Raw genomic sequence first — 16113 nt, forward strand, 5'->3', positions numbered from 1 at the left:
ATAAGCCGCTATAATGAGCGGCCTAGTAAAAGTTCTTCGCAGGTAAGTTTGCTGAGAGTGCTTTCATCTGGCTGGCAGGACAAGAAGATGGGCAGTTGCCCATTTTTTTTTTGGTGATTCGTTTTAGAGGGTCTGGAAATTCGCTTCCCGGCCCCGATCTGGAGATTTTTCTTTGCAACTGCTGGATTTGATTGAGAAGACCGTTGGCGGTCTGGGCTACGAGCTGGTCGATTTCGAACGGGCCGAGCGTGGATTGCTGCGTGTGTATATCGACTTCCCTGCCGCGGACGCAGAAGAAAAAGGTCCGATCACGGTGGAAGACTGTGCCACGGTCAGCCATCAGCTGTCGCACGTGCTGACGGTCGAGAACGTTCCTTACGAACGGCTCGAAATCTCGTCGCCCGGCCTGGACCGGCCGCTGCGCAAGCTGAGCGATTTCGAGCGCTTTGCCGGCCACGAAGCCATCGTCAAGCTGCGCATGGCGCTGCCGGGCACCTCGAACCGCAAGTCCTACCAGGGCATTCTGCAACAGCCCGAAGGCGAGCAACTGGGTATTGAATTCGAAAGTAAAGATGGTCCTGCGGTGCTGAATTTCACGCTCGCGGATATGGATAAGGCACGCTTGGTGCCACAGGTGGATTTTAGGAGCCGCAAAGCATGAGTCGCGAAGTATTGTTATTGGTGGATGCGCTGGCGCGCGAGAAGAACGTCGACAAGGACGTGGTGTTCGGCGCGCTCGAGTTCGCACTGGCGCAGGCCACGAAAAAGCGCTATGAAGGCGAAGTGGACATCCGCGTTTCGATCGACCGCGATTCCGGCGAATTCGAATCGTTCCGCCGCTGGCACGTGGTGCCCGACGAAGCCGGCCTGCAACTGCCTGACCAGGAAGTGCTGCTGTTCGAAGCCAAGGAACAGATCCCCGATATCGAAGTGGACGAATACATCGAAGAACCGATCGAGTCCGTCGAATTCGGCCGCCGCTTCGCGCAGGACACCAAGCAGGTCGTGCTGCAGCGCGTGCGCGATGCCGAGCGCGAACAGATCCTGGCCGACTTCCTGGAGCGCGGCGACTCGCTCGTCACCGGCACCATCAAGCGCATGGAACGCGGCGACGCCATCGTCGAATCGGGCAAGATCGAAGCGCGCCTGCCGCGCGACCAGATGATCCCGAAGGAAAATCTGCGTATCGGCGACCGCGTGCGTGCCTACATCCTGCGCGTGGACCGCAATATGCGTGGCCCGCAGGTGATCCTGTCGCGCACCGCGCCGGAATTCATCATGAAGCTGTTCGAGCTGGAAGTGCCGGAAATCGAACAGGGCATGCTGGAAATTAAATCGGCCGCCCGCGATGCCGGCGTGCGCGCCAAGATCGCCGTCTACACGGCCGACAAGCGCATCGACCCGATCGGTACCTGCGTCGGCATGCGCGGTTCGCGCGTGCAGGCTGTGACCGGCGAGCTGGGCGGCGAACGCGTCGACATCGTGCTGTGGTCGGAAGACCCGGCGCAGTTCGTCATCGGCGCGCTGGCCCCGGCCAACGTGTCGTCGATCATGGTCGATGAAGAGAAGCACGCGATGGACGTGGTGGTGGACGAAGAAAACCTGGCGATCGCCATCGGCCGCTCGGGCCAGAACGTGCGTCTGGCTTCCGAGCTGACCGGCTGGAAGATCAACATCATGACGGCCGAGGAATCGGCCGACAAGGCAGCCCAGGAAACGGCCGCGATCCGCGCCCTGTTCATGGAAAAACTGGATGTCGACCAGGAAGTGGCCGACATCCTCGTCGAGGAAGGTTTCGCCAGCCTGGAAGAGATCGCCTATGTGCCGATCTCCGAAATGCTGGAAATCGAAGCCTTCGACGAAGACACCGTGAACGAACTGCGTACCCGTGCCCGCGATGCCCTGGTGACCGAGGCGATCGCTTCGGAAGAGGGCCTGGAAGGCATGGAAGAAGCACTGGTTGGCCTGGAAGGCATGGACCGCATCACCGCGGGCAAGCTGGGCCTGGCTGGCATCAAGACCGTCGAACAATTCGCCGGACTGGCCTATGACGAATTCGGCGCCATCCTGGCGTTGTCGTCCGACCGTGCACGCGAACTGATTAATACTGAATTTGCAGATGTGACCGACGATGAAATGAAGCTGGTCGACAGCAAGTACGACGACCGTGCCAAGGCCCTGCAGGCCAAGGCGTGGGCCCTGGCCGAAGCGGCCAAGGCCTGAAGTAGCAGAGCATTCTTATCATCACCGCGACACATAGAAAAGAGGACTGAATGGCGAGTAACAACGTAGCCCAATTTGCCACCGAACTGAAGATGCCTGCAGACTTGCTGCTGACGCAGCTGCGTTCCGCGGGCGTCGACAAGCAGTCGGCGTCAGACCCATTGTCGAAAGATGATAAGGATAAGCTGCTGGAACACCTGCGCCGCACGCACGGCGCAACCGAAGGAACCGAGAAGAAGAAGATCACGTTGACCCGCAAGGAAACCACCGAGATCAAGCAGGCCGACGCCACCGGCAAGTCGCGCACGATCCAGGTCGAGGTGCGCAAGAAGCGCACCTTCGTCCAGCGTGACGACCTGACCACGACGGCAGCTGCCGCCGCGTCCGCGCCGGCACAGGCCCCTGTCATCGACGAAGCCGAACGTGCCCGCCGCGAAGAGGAAGCGCGCCGCCAGTCGGAGCTGATCGCCCGTCAGGAAGCGGAACTGCGCGAGAAGCAGGAACGCCTGGCCAAGCTGGACGCCGAGAAGGAAGCCCAGGCCAAGGCCACGGCTGCCGCCGAGGCGGAAGCGAAGCGCCGTGCCGAGGAGGAGGCCGCGAAAGCCGCCGCCGAGAAGGCCGCCGCCGAGAAAGCCGGTGCGGCGGACGCGCAGAAGGCGGAAGCCGCCGCTGCCGCCGAGAAGAAGCGCCAGGCCGAGGCCGAGGAAGCGAAGAAGAAGGCCGAGGAAGCCGCCAAGGAAGCCGCCGCCCGCGCGGAAGCGACCGAGCGCGCCCGCAAGGCCGTGGCGGACGAAGTGGCCCAGATCAAGGCCATGATGAGCCAGCCGCGCCGCGTCATCAAGGCACCGGAACCGGCGCCTGCGCCGGTCAAGCCGAAAGTGGCGGAAGGCACGCTGCACAAGCCGGCGGACAAGAAGCCGGCCGCCGGCGCGACGACCGCCACGACGGACAAGAAAGACGACAAGAAGGGCGACAAGAAATCGATCAAGTCGGCCAACGTGTCGTCGACCTGGTCGGACGACGCCAAGAAGCGCGGCGCGCCGGGCGGTGGCCTGAAGGGCCGTGGCAATGCCGCGCCGACGGGTCGCGACGGCTGGCGTGGCGCCGGCGGCAAGGGCCGTGGCCGCAACTCGCACGACGACCGCGAATCGAACTTCCAGGCACCGACGGAAGCCATCGTCAAGGAAGTGCACGTGCCGGAGACGATCACCGTCGCCGAGCTGGCGCACAAGATGTCCGTCAAGGCTTCCGAGGTGATCAAGCAGCTGATGAAGCTGGGCCAGATGTGCACCATCAACCAGGTGCTGGACCAGGAAACGGCGATGATCGTCGTGGAAGAAATGGGCCACAAGGCCTTCGCCGCGGCGGTGGACGATCCGGAAGCGCTGCTGGCCGACCAGGGCGAACACGCCCACTTCGAAGCGACCCCGCGTGCGCCGGTCGTGACGGTGATGGGCCACGTCGACCACGGCAAGACGTCGCTGCTGGACTACATCCGCCGCGCCAAGGTCGCGTCGGGCGAAGCCGGCGGCATCACGCAGCACATCGGTGCATACCACGTCGACACGCCACGCGGCATGATCACGTTCCTGGACACGCCGGGTCACGAGGCCTTCACGGCCATGCGTGCCCGCGGTGCCAAGGCCACCGACATCGTCATCCTGGTGGTGGCGGCCGACGACGGCGTCATGCCGCAGACGAAGGAAGCGATCGCCCACGCGAAAGCGGCCGGCGTGCCCCTGGTCGTGGCGATCAACAAGATCGACAAGCCGGGCGGCAACCTGGAGCGCGTGACGCAGGAGCTGATCGCCGAGCAGGTCGTGCCGGAAGAATACGGCGGCGATTCGCCGTTCGTGCCGGTGTCCGCGAAAACGGGCCAGGGCATCGACGCGCTGCTGGAAAACGTGCTGCTGCAGGCCGAAGTGCTGGAGCTGAAGGCACCGGTGGAAGCGCCGGCCCGCGGCCTGGTGGTGGAAGCCCGTCTGGACAAGGGCCGCGGCCCGGTCGCGACGATCCTGGTGCAGTCGGGTACCCTGAAGCGCGGCGACGTCGTGCTGGCCGGTTCGTCGTACGGCCGTGTACGTGCGATGCTGGACGAGAACGGCAAGTCGGTGAACGAAGCCGGTCCGTCGATCCCGGTCGAGATCCAGGGCCTGACGGAAGTGCCGGCCGCCGGCGAGGAAGCCATGGTCATGGCCGACGAGCGCAAGGCACGCGAGATTGGCCTGTTCCGTCAAGGTAAGTTCCGCGACGTGAAGCTGGCCAAGCAGCAGGCCGCCAAGCTGGAGAACATGTTCGACCAGATGGCCGAGGGCGAAGTGAAGAACCTGCCGCTGATCGTCAAGACCGACGTGCAGGGTTCGCAGGAAGCGCTGGTCGGCTCGCTGCAGAAGCTGTCGACCTCGGAAGTGCGCGTGCAGGTCGTGCACGCCGCCGTGGGTGGCATCTCGGAATCGGACGTCAACCTGGCGGTGGCCTCGAAAGCGGTCATCATCGGCTTCAACGCCCGTGCCGACGGCCAGGCCCGCAAGCTGGCGGAAGCGAATGGCGTGGACATCCGTTACTACAACATCATTTACGACGCGATCGAAGAGGTCAAGGCAGCACTGTCGGGCATGTTGGCACCGGAGAAGCGCGAGACGATCACCGGCCAGGTCGAGATTCGCCAGGTCATCCTGGTCTCGAAAGTCGGCGCGATCGCGGGCTGTCTGGTCACCGATGGTGTCGTCAAGCGTACCTCGTCGGTCCGCCTGCTGCGCAACAACATCGTCGTCTGGACGGGCGAGATCGACTCGCTCAAGCGTTTCAAGGACGATGCGAAGGAAGTGCGCGCCGGCCTGGAGTGCGGCCTGTCGCTGAAGGGCTACAACGACATCGTCGTGGGCGACGTGCTGGAAGTGTTCGAAGTCACCGAAGTGGCGCGTACGCTGTAATCGCAACGAATGCGGTATCCGTGGCGGGTGCCGCCCGCTCCGCGCAAGCGGGGTGGGCGCCACCCGCCACATTTTTATTGGTAGGACATCATGGCTAAACACAGTAAATCCATCCCGGCACGCGGCCTGCGCGTGGCCGACCAGATCCAGAAAGACCTCTCCGAGCTGATCGCCTTCGAGCTGAAGGACCCGCGCGTGGGCATGGTCACGCTGGCCGAAGTGCAGCTGACCCCGGACTACGCGCATGCGAAGATCTACTTCACGATGCTCAAGGACGATCCGGAATCGGTAAAGAACACCTTGGCCGGCCTGCAGGCGGCCGCCGGCTACCTGCGCAACCAGCTGGGCAAGCGCCTGCACATCCACACCTTGCCGCAGCTGCACTTCGTGCACGACACGTCGGCATCGCGCGGCATCGCCATGTCGGCGCTGATCGACAAGGCCAACGCGTCGCGCGCGGCGGACTACGAAGAAGACGACAAAGAAGCCGAATGACGCAGCAAAAAGTAAAACGGGTGCGCGACCTGGTGGACGGCGTGCTGCTGCTGGATAAACCGGTGGGGCTGTCGTCCAACGACGCGCTGATCAAGGCCAAGCGCATCCTGAACGCGAAGAAGGCGGGCCATACCGGCACGCTCGATCCGTTCGCCACCGGCCTGTTGCCGCTGTGCTTCGGCGAAGCCACCAAGTTCTCGCAGGACCTGCTGGAGGCGGACAAGACCTACGTGACGACCGTCCACCTGGGCGTGCGCACGGACACAGGCGACACCGAAGGCCAGGTGCTGGAGACGCTGCCGGTGGATGTGACGGTCGAGCAGATCGAGGCCGTGCTGGCCCGTTTCCGTGGCCTGATCGCGCAGGTGCCGCCGATGTACTCGGCGCTCAAGCGCGACGGCAAGCCGCTGTACGAGTACGCCCGCGCCGGCGTGGTGCTGGAGCGCGAGGCGCGCAACGTCACGATCCACAAGCTGGAGCTGCTCGGGTACGAGGCACCGTTCCTGCGGCTGGAGGTCACGTGCAGCAAGGGCACTTACATCCGCGTGCTGGGCGAGGACATCGGCGCCGCACTGGGCTGCGGCGCGCACCTGAATGCGCTGCGGCGCATCGGCGTCGGCGCCCTGCGCGCCGAGCAGATGATCACGGCGGAGCAGCTGGTGGCGCATCCGGCGCCGCTGGAGTTGCTGGCACCGGTCGACGCGTTGCTGCGCTCCTTCCCGAAGGTCGACCTGACACCGGAGCTGGCCAGGCGCTTCCTGCAAGGCCAGCGGCTGCCGCTGGGGAAGGAGCCGGAGGTCGTCACGCCGGCGCCTTACGAGGGGCGGGTGCGTGTGTACCAGGGTACTCGCTTGCTGGGCACGGGCGTGCTGGGCGAGTGGGCGATTCTGGCGCCGGAGCGCTTGATCGCGGCGGGATAAGGCGCGGGGGCGGATGCACGGGGCCACGCTTTCACCTACTTAGCCTTGTAAATCTCCTGCCGCCAGCTATGCTGAAGAGGTAATCCACATCATTGGAAGTCCCTGCGGAGGTTGCAATGAGCCTGCTTACTGTGCAAGCCCAGTTGTCAGCGGCGTTGCGCGCCACTGTCCTGCTGGCCCTGTTCTGCCTTGCCGGGGCCACGGCGGTCGCGCAGGAGACTGACCGGCGCTCCTACGCGCAAATCTCGGTCGAGGTGCTCGAGATGACTGCGACTCCTCTCCACTCACCGTCGGATCCCGCCAGCGTCGAAGTGCGTTGGGCCAACATCGCCGAAACCATCGTCGACCTGGATGGCGTTCGAAAGGGCATCGAGCGCGACGACGGCGTGCAATTTCCCTGGCGCGTCGAGCTCGGCGACGAAACATCGCGCACGGTGGCCTCGGCGAGCGATTCGCTGTTCAGCAACGCGATGGCGATGAGTGAACTGCACGGGGCACCCCCCACCCACAGATCGGCGGGAGCAAACTGGTTTTCCAGCCTCGATACATTGCTGAGCCCCAAATCGAGACTGACGGTCAAGCTGCATCTAAGCGCTGATGCGTCAGGGTGGGGGGAGCATGGCGACGGCTTCTACGACTACTTCTTTTGGCTCACCGATATCTCGTGGGACGGCGAGATGGACCAGGCATACCGGCAGGTCCTGCCACTCGATCGGGTCGTGACGTTATCCTACGCAAATGGCGGCACGGAGCCGCGGCGTGTGATCCTGTCCTCGGCGGGATTTACGCACGTCTCGCTGGCACCGGTGCCGGAACCTGCGAGCATCGCCCTGCTGGCCCCGGGTCTGGTCGTCGTTTTCGCGCTGCTACGGCGCCGCAAGCTGGTCCTCGAATGAATGCCCCTGGCGCACCGACGATCCCTTTCATTGTTGTGGGAGTCTTCATGCCCGGCGCAAAAGCTCTTTAGCCAGGGCGTTGTATGGCGTGCTGTCCCCGAAGTTTACATCCGCCGCGATACCGCATGCAAAACCACCGGTGACAGGCACCATGGGTTGCTTCCAGCGCTAGCCGCGGCGCAAGCCAACTTCGGGGACCGTCCGCAGGGACAGACCTCAGTGCCTCACTCGCTAGCAAAACTGTCCAGCACCTGCGCCAGCGCCTGCGTATCGACCGGCTTGACGAAGTGATGATCGAAGCCGGCGGCGGTGGACAGCACCCGGTCGGCCGGCTGCCCGTAGCCCGTCAGCGCGATCAGCAGGGCCTTGGCGATGGCGGGGCGGGAACGCAGATGCCGCGCCAGCGTGTAGCCGTCCATGCCGGGCAGGCCGATGTCCAGGATAAAAGCCTGCACCGTCTCCAGTGCCGGCTCGTACAGCGCCATCTCGGCATCCTCCGCCACGCTCACGCGGTGGCCCTGCGCGCGCAGCAGCTCGGCCAGCGACAGGGCGCCATCGATATTGTCGTCCACGATCATCACGTGCAGATGGTGCCGGGCCGTGCCAGGCACGTGCTGGGGCGCGGCATCGCTGCAGGCGCTGTCGTCGGCGGCCAATGGCAGCGTGATGGTGAACGTGCTGCCCTGGCCCTCGCCGGCACTGTCGGCGGTGGCACTGCCGCCATGCAGCGCGGTCAGGCTGCGCACCAGCGCCAGGCCCAGGCCCAGACCGCCCTGGGCCCGGTCCGGGCTGCGTTCGCCCTGCACGAACAGGTCGAAGATGTCGGGCAAGAGAGCGGGGGCGATGCCGTTGCCGTTGTCCGTCACGGCGACACGGGCATGGCCGTCGTCCACGTCCAGCGTCAGCTGGATGCGCCCGTTCGGCGGTGTGTACTTGGCTGCGTTGTTGAGAACGTTGGCGATCACCTGCACCAGGCGGGTGCGATCGCCACGTACCTGTGCCCGCTGCGGTGGCGTGCGCACTTCCAGCGCGTGGCGGCGCGCCTCGATCAGCGGCAAGGCCTGTTCGATGGCGCTGTTGATCACCTGCTTCAGGTCCAGGGTCGCCATGTCCAGCTCCACCAGCCCGCGCGTCACGCGCGAGACGTCCAGCAGGTCGTCCACCAGCGCCGTCATGTGGCGCACCTGGCGCACGATGATCTCGCTGGCCATCGTGCGCGCCTTCTCGTCCGCCTGGCGCACGCGCAGCAGCTGGGCCGCCGTGCTGATGGGGGCGAGCGGATTGCGCAGCTCGTGCGCCAGCATCGCCAGGAACTCGTCCTTGCGCTGGGCCGCCTCGCGCAACGCATCCTCGGCCAGCTTCTGCGTGTGGATGTCCGTGCAGGTGCCCATCCAGCGCACGATGCGCCCAGCCTCGTCGCGGATCGGCAGCGCGCGGCCCAGCACCCAGCGGTACTCGCCGGAGCGGTGGCGCAGCCGGTATTGGATCTCGTAGGTATCGCCCGTTGCCAGGCTGTGGCGCCAGGCCTGCCAGGCGCGCGCCTGGTCGTCCGGGTGGAACACGTCGTTCCATGCGGCGCCGTCGGTCGAGCCGTCCGGTACGCCGGTGTAGTCGTACCATTGCTGATTGTAGTAGTCGTGGTAGCCGTCCGGCAGGGTGGACCAGACCATTTGCGGCATCGCGTCGGCGATGGTGCGGAACTTCGCCTCGCTTTCGCGCAGTTTCAGCATGCTGGCCAGCCTCTCGGTCGCGGTGCGGGCCCGTTCCGCAACTTCGCGCATCAGTGCGCAATCCTCGGCCGACCAGGCCCGCGGCGTGGCGCTGTTGACGAACAGGATGCTGGTCAAGCGGCCATGCTCCGTCAGCGGGATGTTGACGAAGGCGGTGGCGGCGTAGGCACGCAGCTGTTCCGCCGCGGCGAGCGTGCGGGGATCGTTCGCGGCGTCGTCGACGATCACGGTACGGCCTAACTTCATGTCGTCGACGTAGGTGCCGAAGTCGCCCATGTCGAGCGTACCGGCAAGCGACTGCACACCCGGCGCGGTCCAGTCGCGTTCGAAGCGCAGCAGCCCCGAGGTCTGCTCGAACGCGCCGTAGCCCACCCGGCTGACGCCCAGCGTCTCGCCCAGGATGCGCGCGGCCGCATACGCGATCTCTTCGGGGGTGCGCAGGTCGCGCAGCGCGTCGGTCAGGCGGATCAGCGCGTCGCGCCGGGCATTGGCCTGGACCCGGTCGGTCACGTCAACCCCCTCGACGAAGATGCCGCGCACGCCGCCTTCCGGCGTGCGGATGGGCTGGAACACGAAGTCGATGTAGCGCTGCTCGGTATCGCCGCCGGCCACCGGCTGCACCGCATACAGGGCACTGCTGGCGGCCAGCGGCCGGCCGCTGCGGTACACCTCGTCCAGCAGGGCGACGTAGGCGCGGCCGGTGGCGCCGCCGAAGCATTCGGCCACGCTGCGGCCGATCACGTCGCGGTGGCCGGTCAGGCGCATGAAGCCCTGGTTCAGCAACTCGACGTGGTGCTCGGGACCCGACAGCATCGCCATGAACGTGGGCGCCTGCTGGAACAGGTCGGCGAACTGCTGGCCTTCGCGCACGTGCTGCGCCTGGGCCAGGAGTTCGGCCTCCATGCGCACCGTGTGGGCGCGCGCCTGCACGGCCGTCGTCACGTCCTCGACGCGGTGGATGATGTGCGTCAGCTCGCCCTGTGCGTCCAGCACCGGCACGTTGACGGGACTCCAGTGGCGCTGTTCGAAACCGCCCGGTATGGCAGAGATGGGAATGTCGTACTTCTGCACGGCCATCGTGTCCGCGGTCCTGGTCTGGCGCACCCGCATCAGCGAGGCGCGCAGGTTGGCGACGCCGTTCGCGTCCGGATCGTTCGGGTTATCCGGGAACACGTCGAAGATGTTGCGGCCAACGATCTGCTCGCGCACCGTCGCGGTGGCGCGCAGGTAGGCCTCGTTGACTGCGGCGATGGTGAACTCGGGTGTGAGCAGCAGGTACGGCGTGGGCGTGGCCTCGAACACCTGGCGATAGTCCGGCATGGCCGTGGGCGCGGCCGGAGCATGTCGCTGTTGACGGCGGCGGTGGCGACCGGCGCCGGACTGGCTGGCAGCTTGATTGTCGGGTTGGGCCATGGTTGTGGAATGTCTGCTTTGTCACAGCATGCCAGATTTCCGCCCGCCGTTGTTTATCGATGATGGCCGCACGCCTTTGGTCGCGCCGGCGCCGGCATGGTATACTAGTGGGTTCAGTGCAGCCGCACTCGCAGTTTTTCTGTAAACACAACGACTATGTCTAATACTAAACGCGCAATTCGTAACATCGCCATCATCGCCCACGTCGACCACGGCAAAACCACCCTCGTGGACCAGCTGCTGCGCCAGTCCGGTACCTTCCGTGAAAACCAGCAGGTCGACACCCGCGTCATGGACTCGAACGACCTCGAGAAAGAGCGTGGCATCACGATTCTGTCGAAGAATTGCGCGGTCGAGTACGAAGGCACCCACATCAATATCGTCGACACCCCGGGCCACGCCGACTTCGGCGGCGAAGTCGAGCGCGTGCTGTCGATGGTCGACTCCGTGCTGCTGCTGGTCGATGCGCAGGAAGGCCCGATGCCGCAGACCCGTTTCGTCACGCGCAAGGCGCTGGCGCTGGGCCTGAAGCCGATCGTCGTGGTCAACAAGATCGACCGTCCGGGCGCGCGCGCCGACTGGGCCATCAACCAGACCTTCGAACTGTTCGACAAGCTGGGCGCGAACGACGAGCAGCTGGACTTCCCGATCATCTACGCCTCGGGCCTGAACGGCTACGCCGGTATGGACGAAAGCGTGCGCGGCGGCGACATGAAGCCGCTGTTCGAAGCGATCCTGAAATACGTGCCGGTGCGTGACGACAATCCGGATGGCCCGCTGCAGATGCAGATCACGTCGCTGGACTATTCGTCCTACGTCGGCAAGATCGGCATCGGCCGCATTTCCCGTGGCCGCATCAAGGCCGGCCAGGACGTCGTCGTGGTCGACGGCCCGGGCGCGACCCCGATCAAGGGCCGCATCAACCAGGTGCTGAACTTCAAGGGCCTGGAGCGCGTGCTGGTCGACGAAGCCGTCGCCGGCGACATCGTGCTGATCAACGGTATCGAAGATATCGGCATCGGTTCGACCGTGTGCGCACCGGACAATATCGACCCGCTGCCGATGCTGACCGTCGACGAGCCGACCCTGACGATGAACTTCATGGTCAACACCTCGCCGCTGGCCGGCCGCGAAGGCAAGTTCGTCACGTCGCGCCAGCTGCGCGACCGCCTGGACAAGGAACTGAAATCGAACGTGGCACTGCGCGTGGCACCGACCGACGACGACACGATCTTCGAAGTGTCGGGCCGCGGCGAGCTGCACCTGACCATCCTGCTGGAGAACATGCGCCGCGAAGGCTTCGAGCTGGCGGTGTCCCGTCCGCGCGTGGTGTTCAAGATGGTCGACGGCGTGCGCCATGAGCCGTACGAGATGCTGTCGGTGGACGTGGAAGAAGCCAACCAGGGCGGCGTGATGGAAGAACTGGGCCGCCGCCGTGGCGACCTGCAGAACATGGAATCGGACGGCAAGGGCCGCGTGCGCCTGGAGTACCGCATTCCCGCGCGTGGCCTGATCGGCTTCCAGGGCGAGTTCATGACGCTGACGCGCGGCACGGGCCTGATGAGCCACGTGTTCGACGCCTATGCGCCGGTCGACAACTCGAAGGGCGAACTGGCCGGCCGTCACAACGGCGTGCTGATCTCGCAGGATGACGGCCAGGCCGTCGCCTACGCCCTGTGGAAGCTGCAGGATCGCGGCCGCATGTTCGTGTCGCACAACGACCCGGTCTACGAAGGCATGATCATCGGTATCCACTCGCGCGACAACGACCTGGTCGTCAACCCGATCAAGGGCAAGCAGCTGACCAACGTGCGCGCATCGGGCACCGACGAAGCCGTGCGCCTGGTGACGCCGATCCAGCTGTCGCTGGAATACGCGGTCGAGTTCATCGAGGACGACGAACTGGTCGAGATCACGCCGAAGTCGATCCGCCTGCGCAAGCGCTTCCTGAAGGAGCACGAGCGCAAGAAGGCTTCGCGCGAAGCGTAAGCATTCCGTCGGACCGACCGACCAGAACCGCCGCCTGCGTTTGCAGCCGGCGGTTTTTTTATGGGATCAGAGGTGCCTGTTCCCTTGGGGTTTCTGCTCAATACAATGCGCAAAACGCGCAGCTAATCATCATCCTGATTCTTTCGAATCACGCGACTTTTTATCCGTATCCCTCCCCTAGAATAAAAAACAGCTGATCAAGCAGCAGGGCAGAAAGCCCCAGAACACAGGCCATCGAAGGCCGATACCGGAGGAGACCCATCGTGATTGAGCATCCGAATACCCCCCAGCGTCAATGCCGCCTGACCGCCTGCGCATTGGCCGCGGCGCTGCTGGCGGCCCAGGCTGCGCAGGCCCAGGACAGCAGCCAGGGCGCCACCCCGGCCGCCAGCAGCGCCGGCGCCAGCAGCGGCGCCCGCCAGGCCGGCGGCGGCGACCAAGGCAACGTCGTCATGGTGGTCGGCACGCGCAAGTCCGTCGCCTCCGCGATCGACCGCAAGATCCGCAACGCCACCGTGTCCGATTCGCTGGTGGCCGAGGACATCAACCAGTTCCCCGACAAGAACGTGGGTGAGGCGCTGTCGCGCATCACCGGCGTGCAGCTGTCGCGCTCTTTCGGCGAAGGCTCGCAAGTGGCGATCCGTGGCGTGGAGCCGGACCTGAACCGGGTCGAGATCAACGGCATGTCGGTGCTGGGCACCAGCGGTGGCGCGGGCCGCGGCGCCGAGCTGCGCGAGCTGGCCTCCGAGCTGATCGCCTCGATCGACGTCTACAAGGGCACCACGGCCGACATGACCGAAGGCGGCGTGGGCGGCACGGTGGTCATCAAGACGCGTAAGCCGCTCGACTTCAAGAAGCCGACCGTCGCCACCACGATCTCGGGCGAGCATTCGACCAGCCGGGGCGGCGTCGATCCGCGCGCCAGCCTGCTGCTGGCGGACCGCTACTTCGGCAACCGCCTGGGCCTGATGGCCAACCTGGTCTACGACAAGGTGCTGACGCAGAACGACTATGCCCGCAATACCTCGTGGCGCTTCCTGCGCGACTGGGACATGAGCGCCGAGAAGACAGTCGTCAGCAAGAATCCCGCGTTGGCGGCGATCGGCACCAAGGCCGGCTGCGACGGCCTGGCCGCAGCCGACAAGACCGCTTGCCTGGCGCAGTGGAACGATTACTCGCCCGGCCTGCCGCGCTACGGCATCTGGACGCGCGACCACAAACGCTCGTCCGCCGAGCTGACCGCGCAGTACGAGTTCGCCAAGGACTTCACGGCCTTCGTCAGCTACCAGGACAACAAGCAGGACCAGCGCCTGAACGACCGCAACTTCGGCACCAGCTTCGAGGCGGAGAGCCGGCTGTTCAACGCCGGTACGGCGCCCGTGTATGACGCCAGCGGCAGGCAGACCACGGCGGGCAGCTGCACGCCAGTGACCACGACGGGAACGCCGCCCGGCATGACGGTGCGCGACCATTACGTCACCGAGTACACGGTCGGCGATTGCCTCTACGCGTCGGGGCAGGGCGGCCAGGGCGCGTTCCTCACGTCGGCGCGCGACTTCTCGCTCAACATCCGCTCGAAATACTATTCGACCGGCTTCAGCTTCAAGCGCGACCGGCTGGAGGCCGAGGGCTTGCTCGGCAAGTCCAAGTCCGAGTACATCAACCAGAGCAACAACGTGACGATGACGATGAACGCGCCGGGCCTGAAGGTCACGCTGGACCAGCAGGGCCTGCCGCACTTCGACTTCCCCGCCGCGTACTCGCCCGAGAACAGCAGCTCCTACACGCAGGTGCAGTTGCAGTACCGTCCGGAGGAAGTCAAGAACACGGAAGACCAGGCCAAGCTGGATTTGAAGTACCGCCTGGAGACGCCGTTCTTCACCAAGGTGTGGTTCGGCGCGCAGGCGCGCAAGAGTACCGGCTACCAGTACAAGGGCGGCGGCTTCCTGCGCAGTAACGGCGCCGACCTGGCCGGCGTCGGCGACGACGTCATCGTCCCCAGCGCGAACGTCAACCAGACGCTGATCTGGGACCCGGGCTGGAGCGGCACGCCGCGCGCGCCCGATCCGAAGTCGCTGCTCAACCCGAACAACGCCACGCAGTACGTCACCGCGGCGCAAATGGCGCAGCTGATCGACACCATCCGCACCCGCTCGCCCGGCAGCTTCTTCAAAGGCTTCGACAACGTCCGCAACCTGCCCACCAGCTGGGTCGCGCCGGACTTCGCCAAGGCCGCGCCGTTCTTCGACACGTCGCACTTCAACCACGACCTGGTGCGCAGCGCGCGCGCCAGCGACGGCAACGTCTATCCGCAGATCCCGGTTTACGGCGCCGAGGAGCGCGTGCGCTCGGCCTACGGCCGGCTCGATTTCGACACGGAGCTGTTCGGTTACGCGGTCAACGGCAATCTCGGCGCGCGCTACACGCATACGCGTGCGGTGGCGACGGGCTCGTACCAGAACAAGGTGCGCGTGGCCACCGGCACCGGCGCCACCGGCTGGGTCGACTACATCGTGGAAAACGGCATCGCCAGCGTGGCCAGTTCGTACCACGACGTGCTGCCCAGCGCGAACGCGATGGCATGGCTGGTGCCGGACGTGTTCCTGGCGCGGGTGGGCTGGGGCAAGGTGATGTCGCGTCCGCGCATCGACCTGCTGGCGCCGAACGCCACCTGCACCCTCAACAGCGGCCGCAATGAATTCGGCGGCGACGGCACCGACGACTGCACGGCCGGCAATCCGGACCTGAAGCCGTTCCGCGCAACGAACACGGACCTGTCGCTGGAATACTATCCGGGCCCCGATACGCAAGTCAGCGTGGCCTTCTTCAAGAAGGAGATATCCAGCTACATCCTGGAGAAGCAGCTGGTCAAGCAGGTCGACGTGTTCCACGACGGTACCCGCTGGGACGTGACGCAGCCGATCAACGGCAAGGGCGCGACGACGAAGGGCATCGAGATCACGGCGCGCACCGCCTTCACCTTCCTGCCCGGCTGGCTGGGCGGCTTCGGCGGCGACGTCAACTACACACGCATGACGTATAAGTACGCGCCCGGCACGGAGCGCCTGAATGTGCTGGACAACACGGTGCTGCCGTATCCGGGCCTGTCGAAGAACAGCTACAACGTGGCACTGTGGTACGACCGCGGCCCGATCAACGCCCGCGTCGCCTACAACGCGCGCGACCGCTACTACACGGGCGGTAACGACGTGTCGGGCAATCCCAACTTCCAGGAGAAGACGGGCTACCTCGACGCCAAATTCCAGTACCGCTACAACGACAACATCACCTTCTCGATCGAGGGCAAGAACCTGACCGACCAGGAGGAGATCACCGACGCGGGCGATCTGTTCCGCGTCAACGAACTGGCCTTCTCGGGGCGCCGCTACTACGCCAGCGTGTCCCTGAAATTCTGATCCGTGCCTGTGCGCAGTCGATCGCTGCGAAAACCCCAGGTGTCAGGCACTCATCTTCAGGTCGGAGACCTGAAGATGAGTGCCTGACACCTTTGGTT

At 65.2% G+C, this 16113-nt stretch carries 9 protein-coding genes; 8 read left to right on the forward strand and 1 reads right to left on the reverse strand.

Features of this window, described 5'->3' with window-relative positions; translation table 11 throughout:
- Positions 1-172 precede the first annotated feature (172 nt).
- The 6 genes from rimP (at position 173) to E7V67_005270 (ending at position 7467) form a co-directional block, all read left to right on the forward strand.
- Positions 173-661 carry a ribosome maturation factor RimP gene (rimP, locus tag E7V67_005245; GenBank protein WUR14513.1) on the forward strand — a complete coding sequence of 163 codons (489 nt, stop codon included), beginning with the start codon at positions 173-175 and terminating at the stop codon, positions 659-661.
- Positions 658-2223, forward strand: coding sequence for a transcription termination factor NusA (nusA, locus tag E7V67_005250; protein ID WUR14514.1), 1566 nt, complete (start codon positions 658-660; stop codon positions 2221-2223). The genes rimP and nusA overlap by 4 nt, the downstream gene beginning before the upstream one ends.
- 50 nt (positions 2224-2273) lie before the next feature.
- Positions 2274-5156: a translation initiation factor IF-2 gene (infB, locus tag E7V67_005255; GenBank protein WUR14515.1), complete on the forward strand. Its 2883-nt coding sequence runs from the start codon at positions 2274-2276 to the stop codon at positions 5154-5156.
- 90 nt (positions 5157-5246) lie between these two features.
- On the forward strand, positions 5247-5651 hold the full coding sequence (gene rbfA, locus E7V67_005260) for a 30S ribosome-binding factor RbfA (GenBank protein WUR14516.1): 405 nt from the start codon (positions 5247-5249) through the stop codon (positions 5649-5651).
- Positions 5648-6571 carry a tRNA pseudouridine(55) synthase TruB gene (gene truB / locus E7V67_005265; protein WUR14517.1) on the forward strand — a complete coding sequence of 308 codons (924 nt, stop codon included), beginning with the start codon at positions 5648-5650 and terminating at the stop codon, positions 6569-6571. The genes rbfA and truB overlap by 4 nt, the downstream gene beginning before the upstream one ends.
- 116 nt (positions 6572-6687) lie before the next feature.
- Positions 6688-7467, forward strand: a complete 780-nt coding sequence (locus E7V67_005270; GenBank protein ID WUR14518.1) for a PEP-CTERM sorting domain-containing protein — start codon at positions 6688-6690, stop codon at positions 7465-7467.
- 224 nt (positions 7468-7691) lie between these two features.
- Here E7V67_005270 and E7V67_005275 read toward each other — a convergent pair whose 3' ends face one another.
- Positions 7692-10610: a PAS domain-containing protein gene (locus E7V67_005275; GenBank protein ID WUR14519.1), complete on the reverse strand. Its 2919-nt coding sequence runs from the start codon at positions 10608-10610 to the stop codon at positions 7692-7694.
- A gap of 156 nt (positions 10611-10766) precedes the next feature.
- Between E7V67_005275 and typA the strand changes: the two genes are divergently transcribed.
- Both typA and E7V67_005285 read left to right on the forward strand, forming a co-directional pair.
- Positions 10767-12599: a translational GTPase TypA gene (gene typA, locus E7V67_005280; GenBank protein ID WUR14520.1), complete on the forward strand. Its 1833-nt coding sequence runs from the start codon at positions 10767-10769 to the stop codon at positions 12597-12599.
- 263 nt (positions 12600-12862) lie between these two features.
- Positions 12863-16015 (forward strand): TonB-dependent receptor, encoded by a 3153-nt coding sequence (locus E7V67_005285; protein ID WUR14521.1) that lies wholly within the window; start codon positions 12863-12865, stop codon positions 16013-16015.
- Positions 16016-16113: the final 98 nt, after the last annotated feature.

The sequence above is a fragment of the [Empedobacter] haloabium genome (assembly GCA_008011715.2).
GTDB lineage: Bacteria > Pseudomonadota > Gammaproteobacteria > Burkholderiales > Burkholderiaceae_D > Rugamonas > Rugamonas haloabia.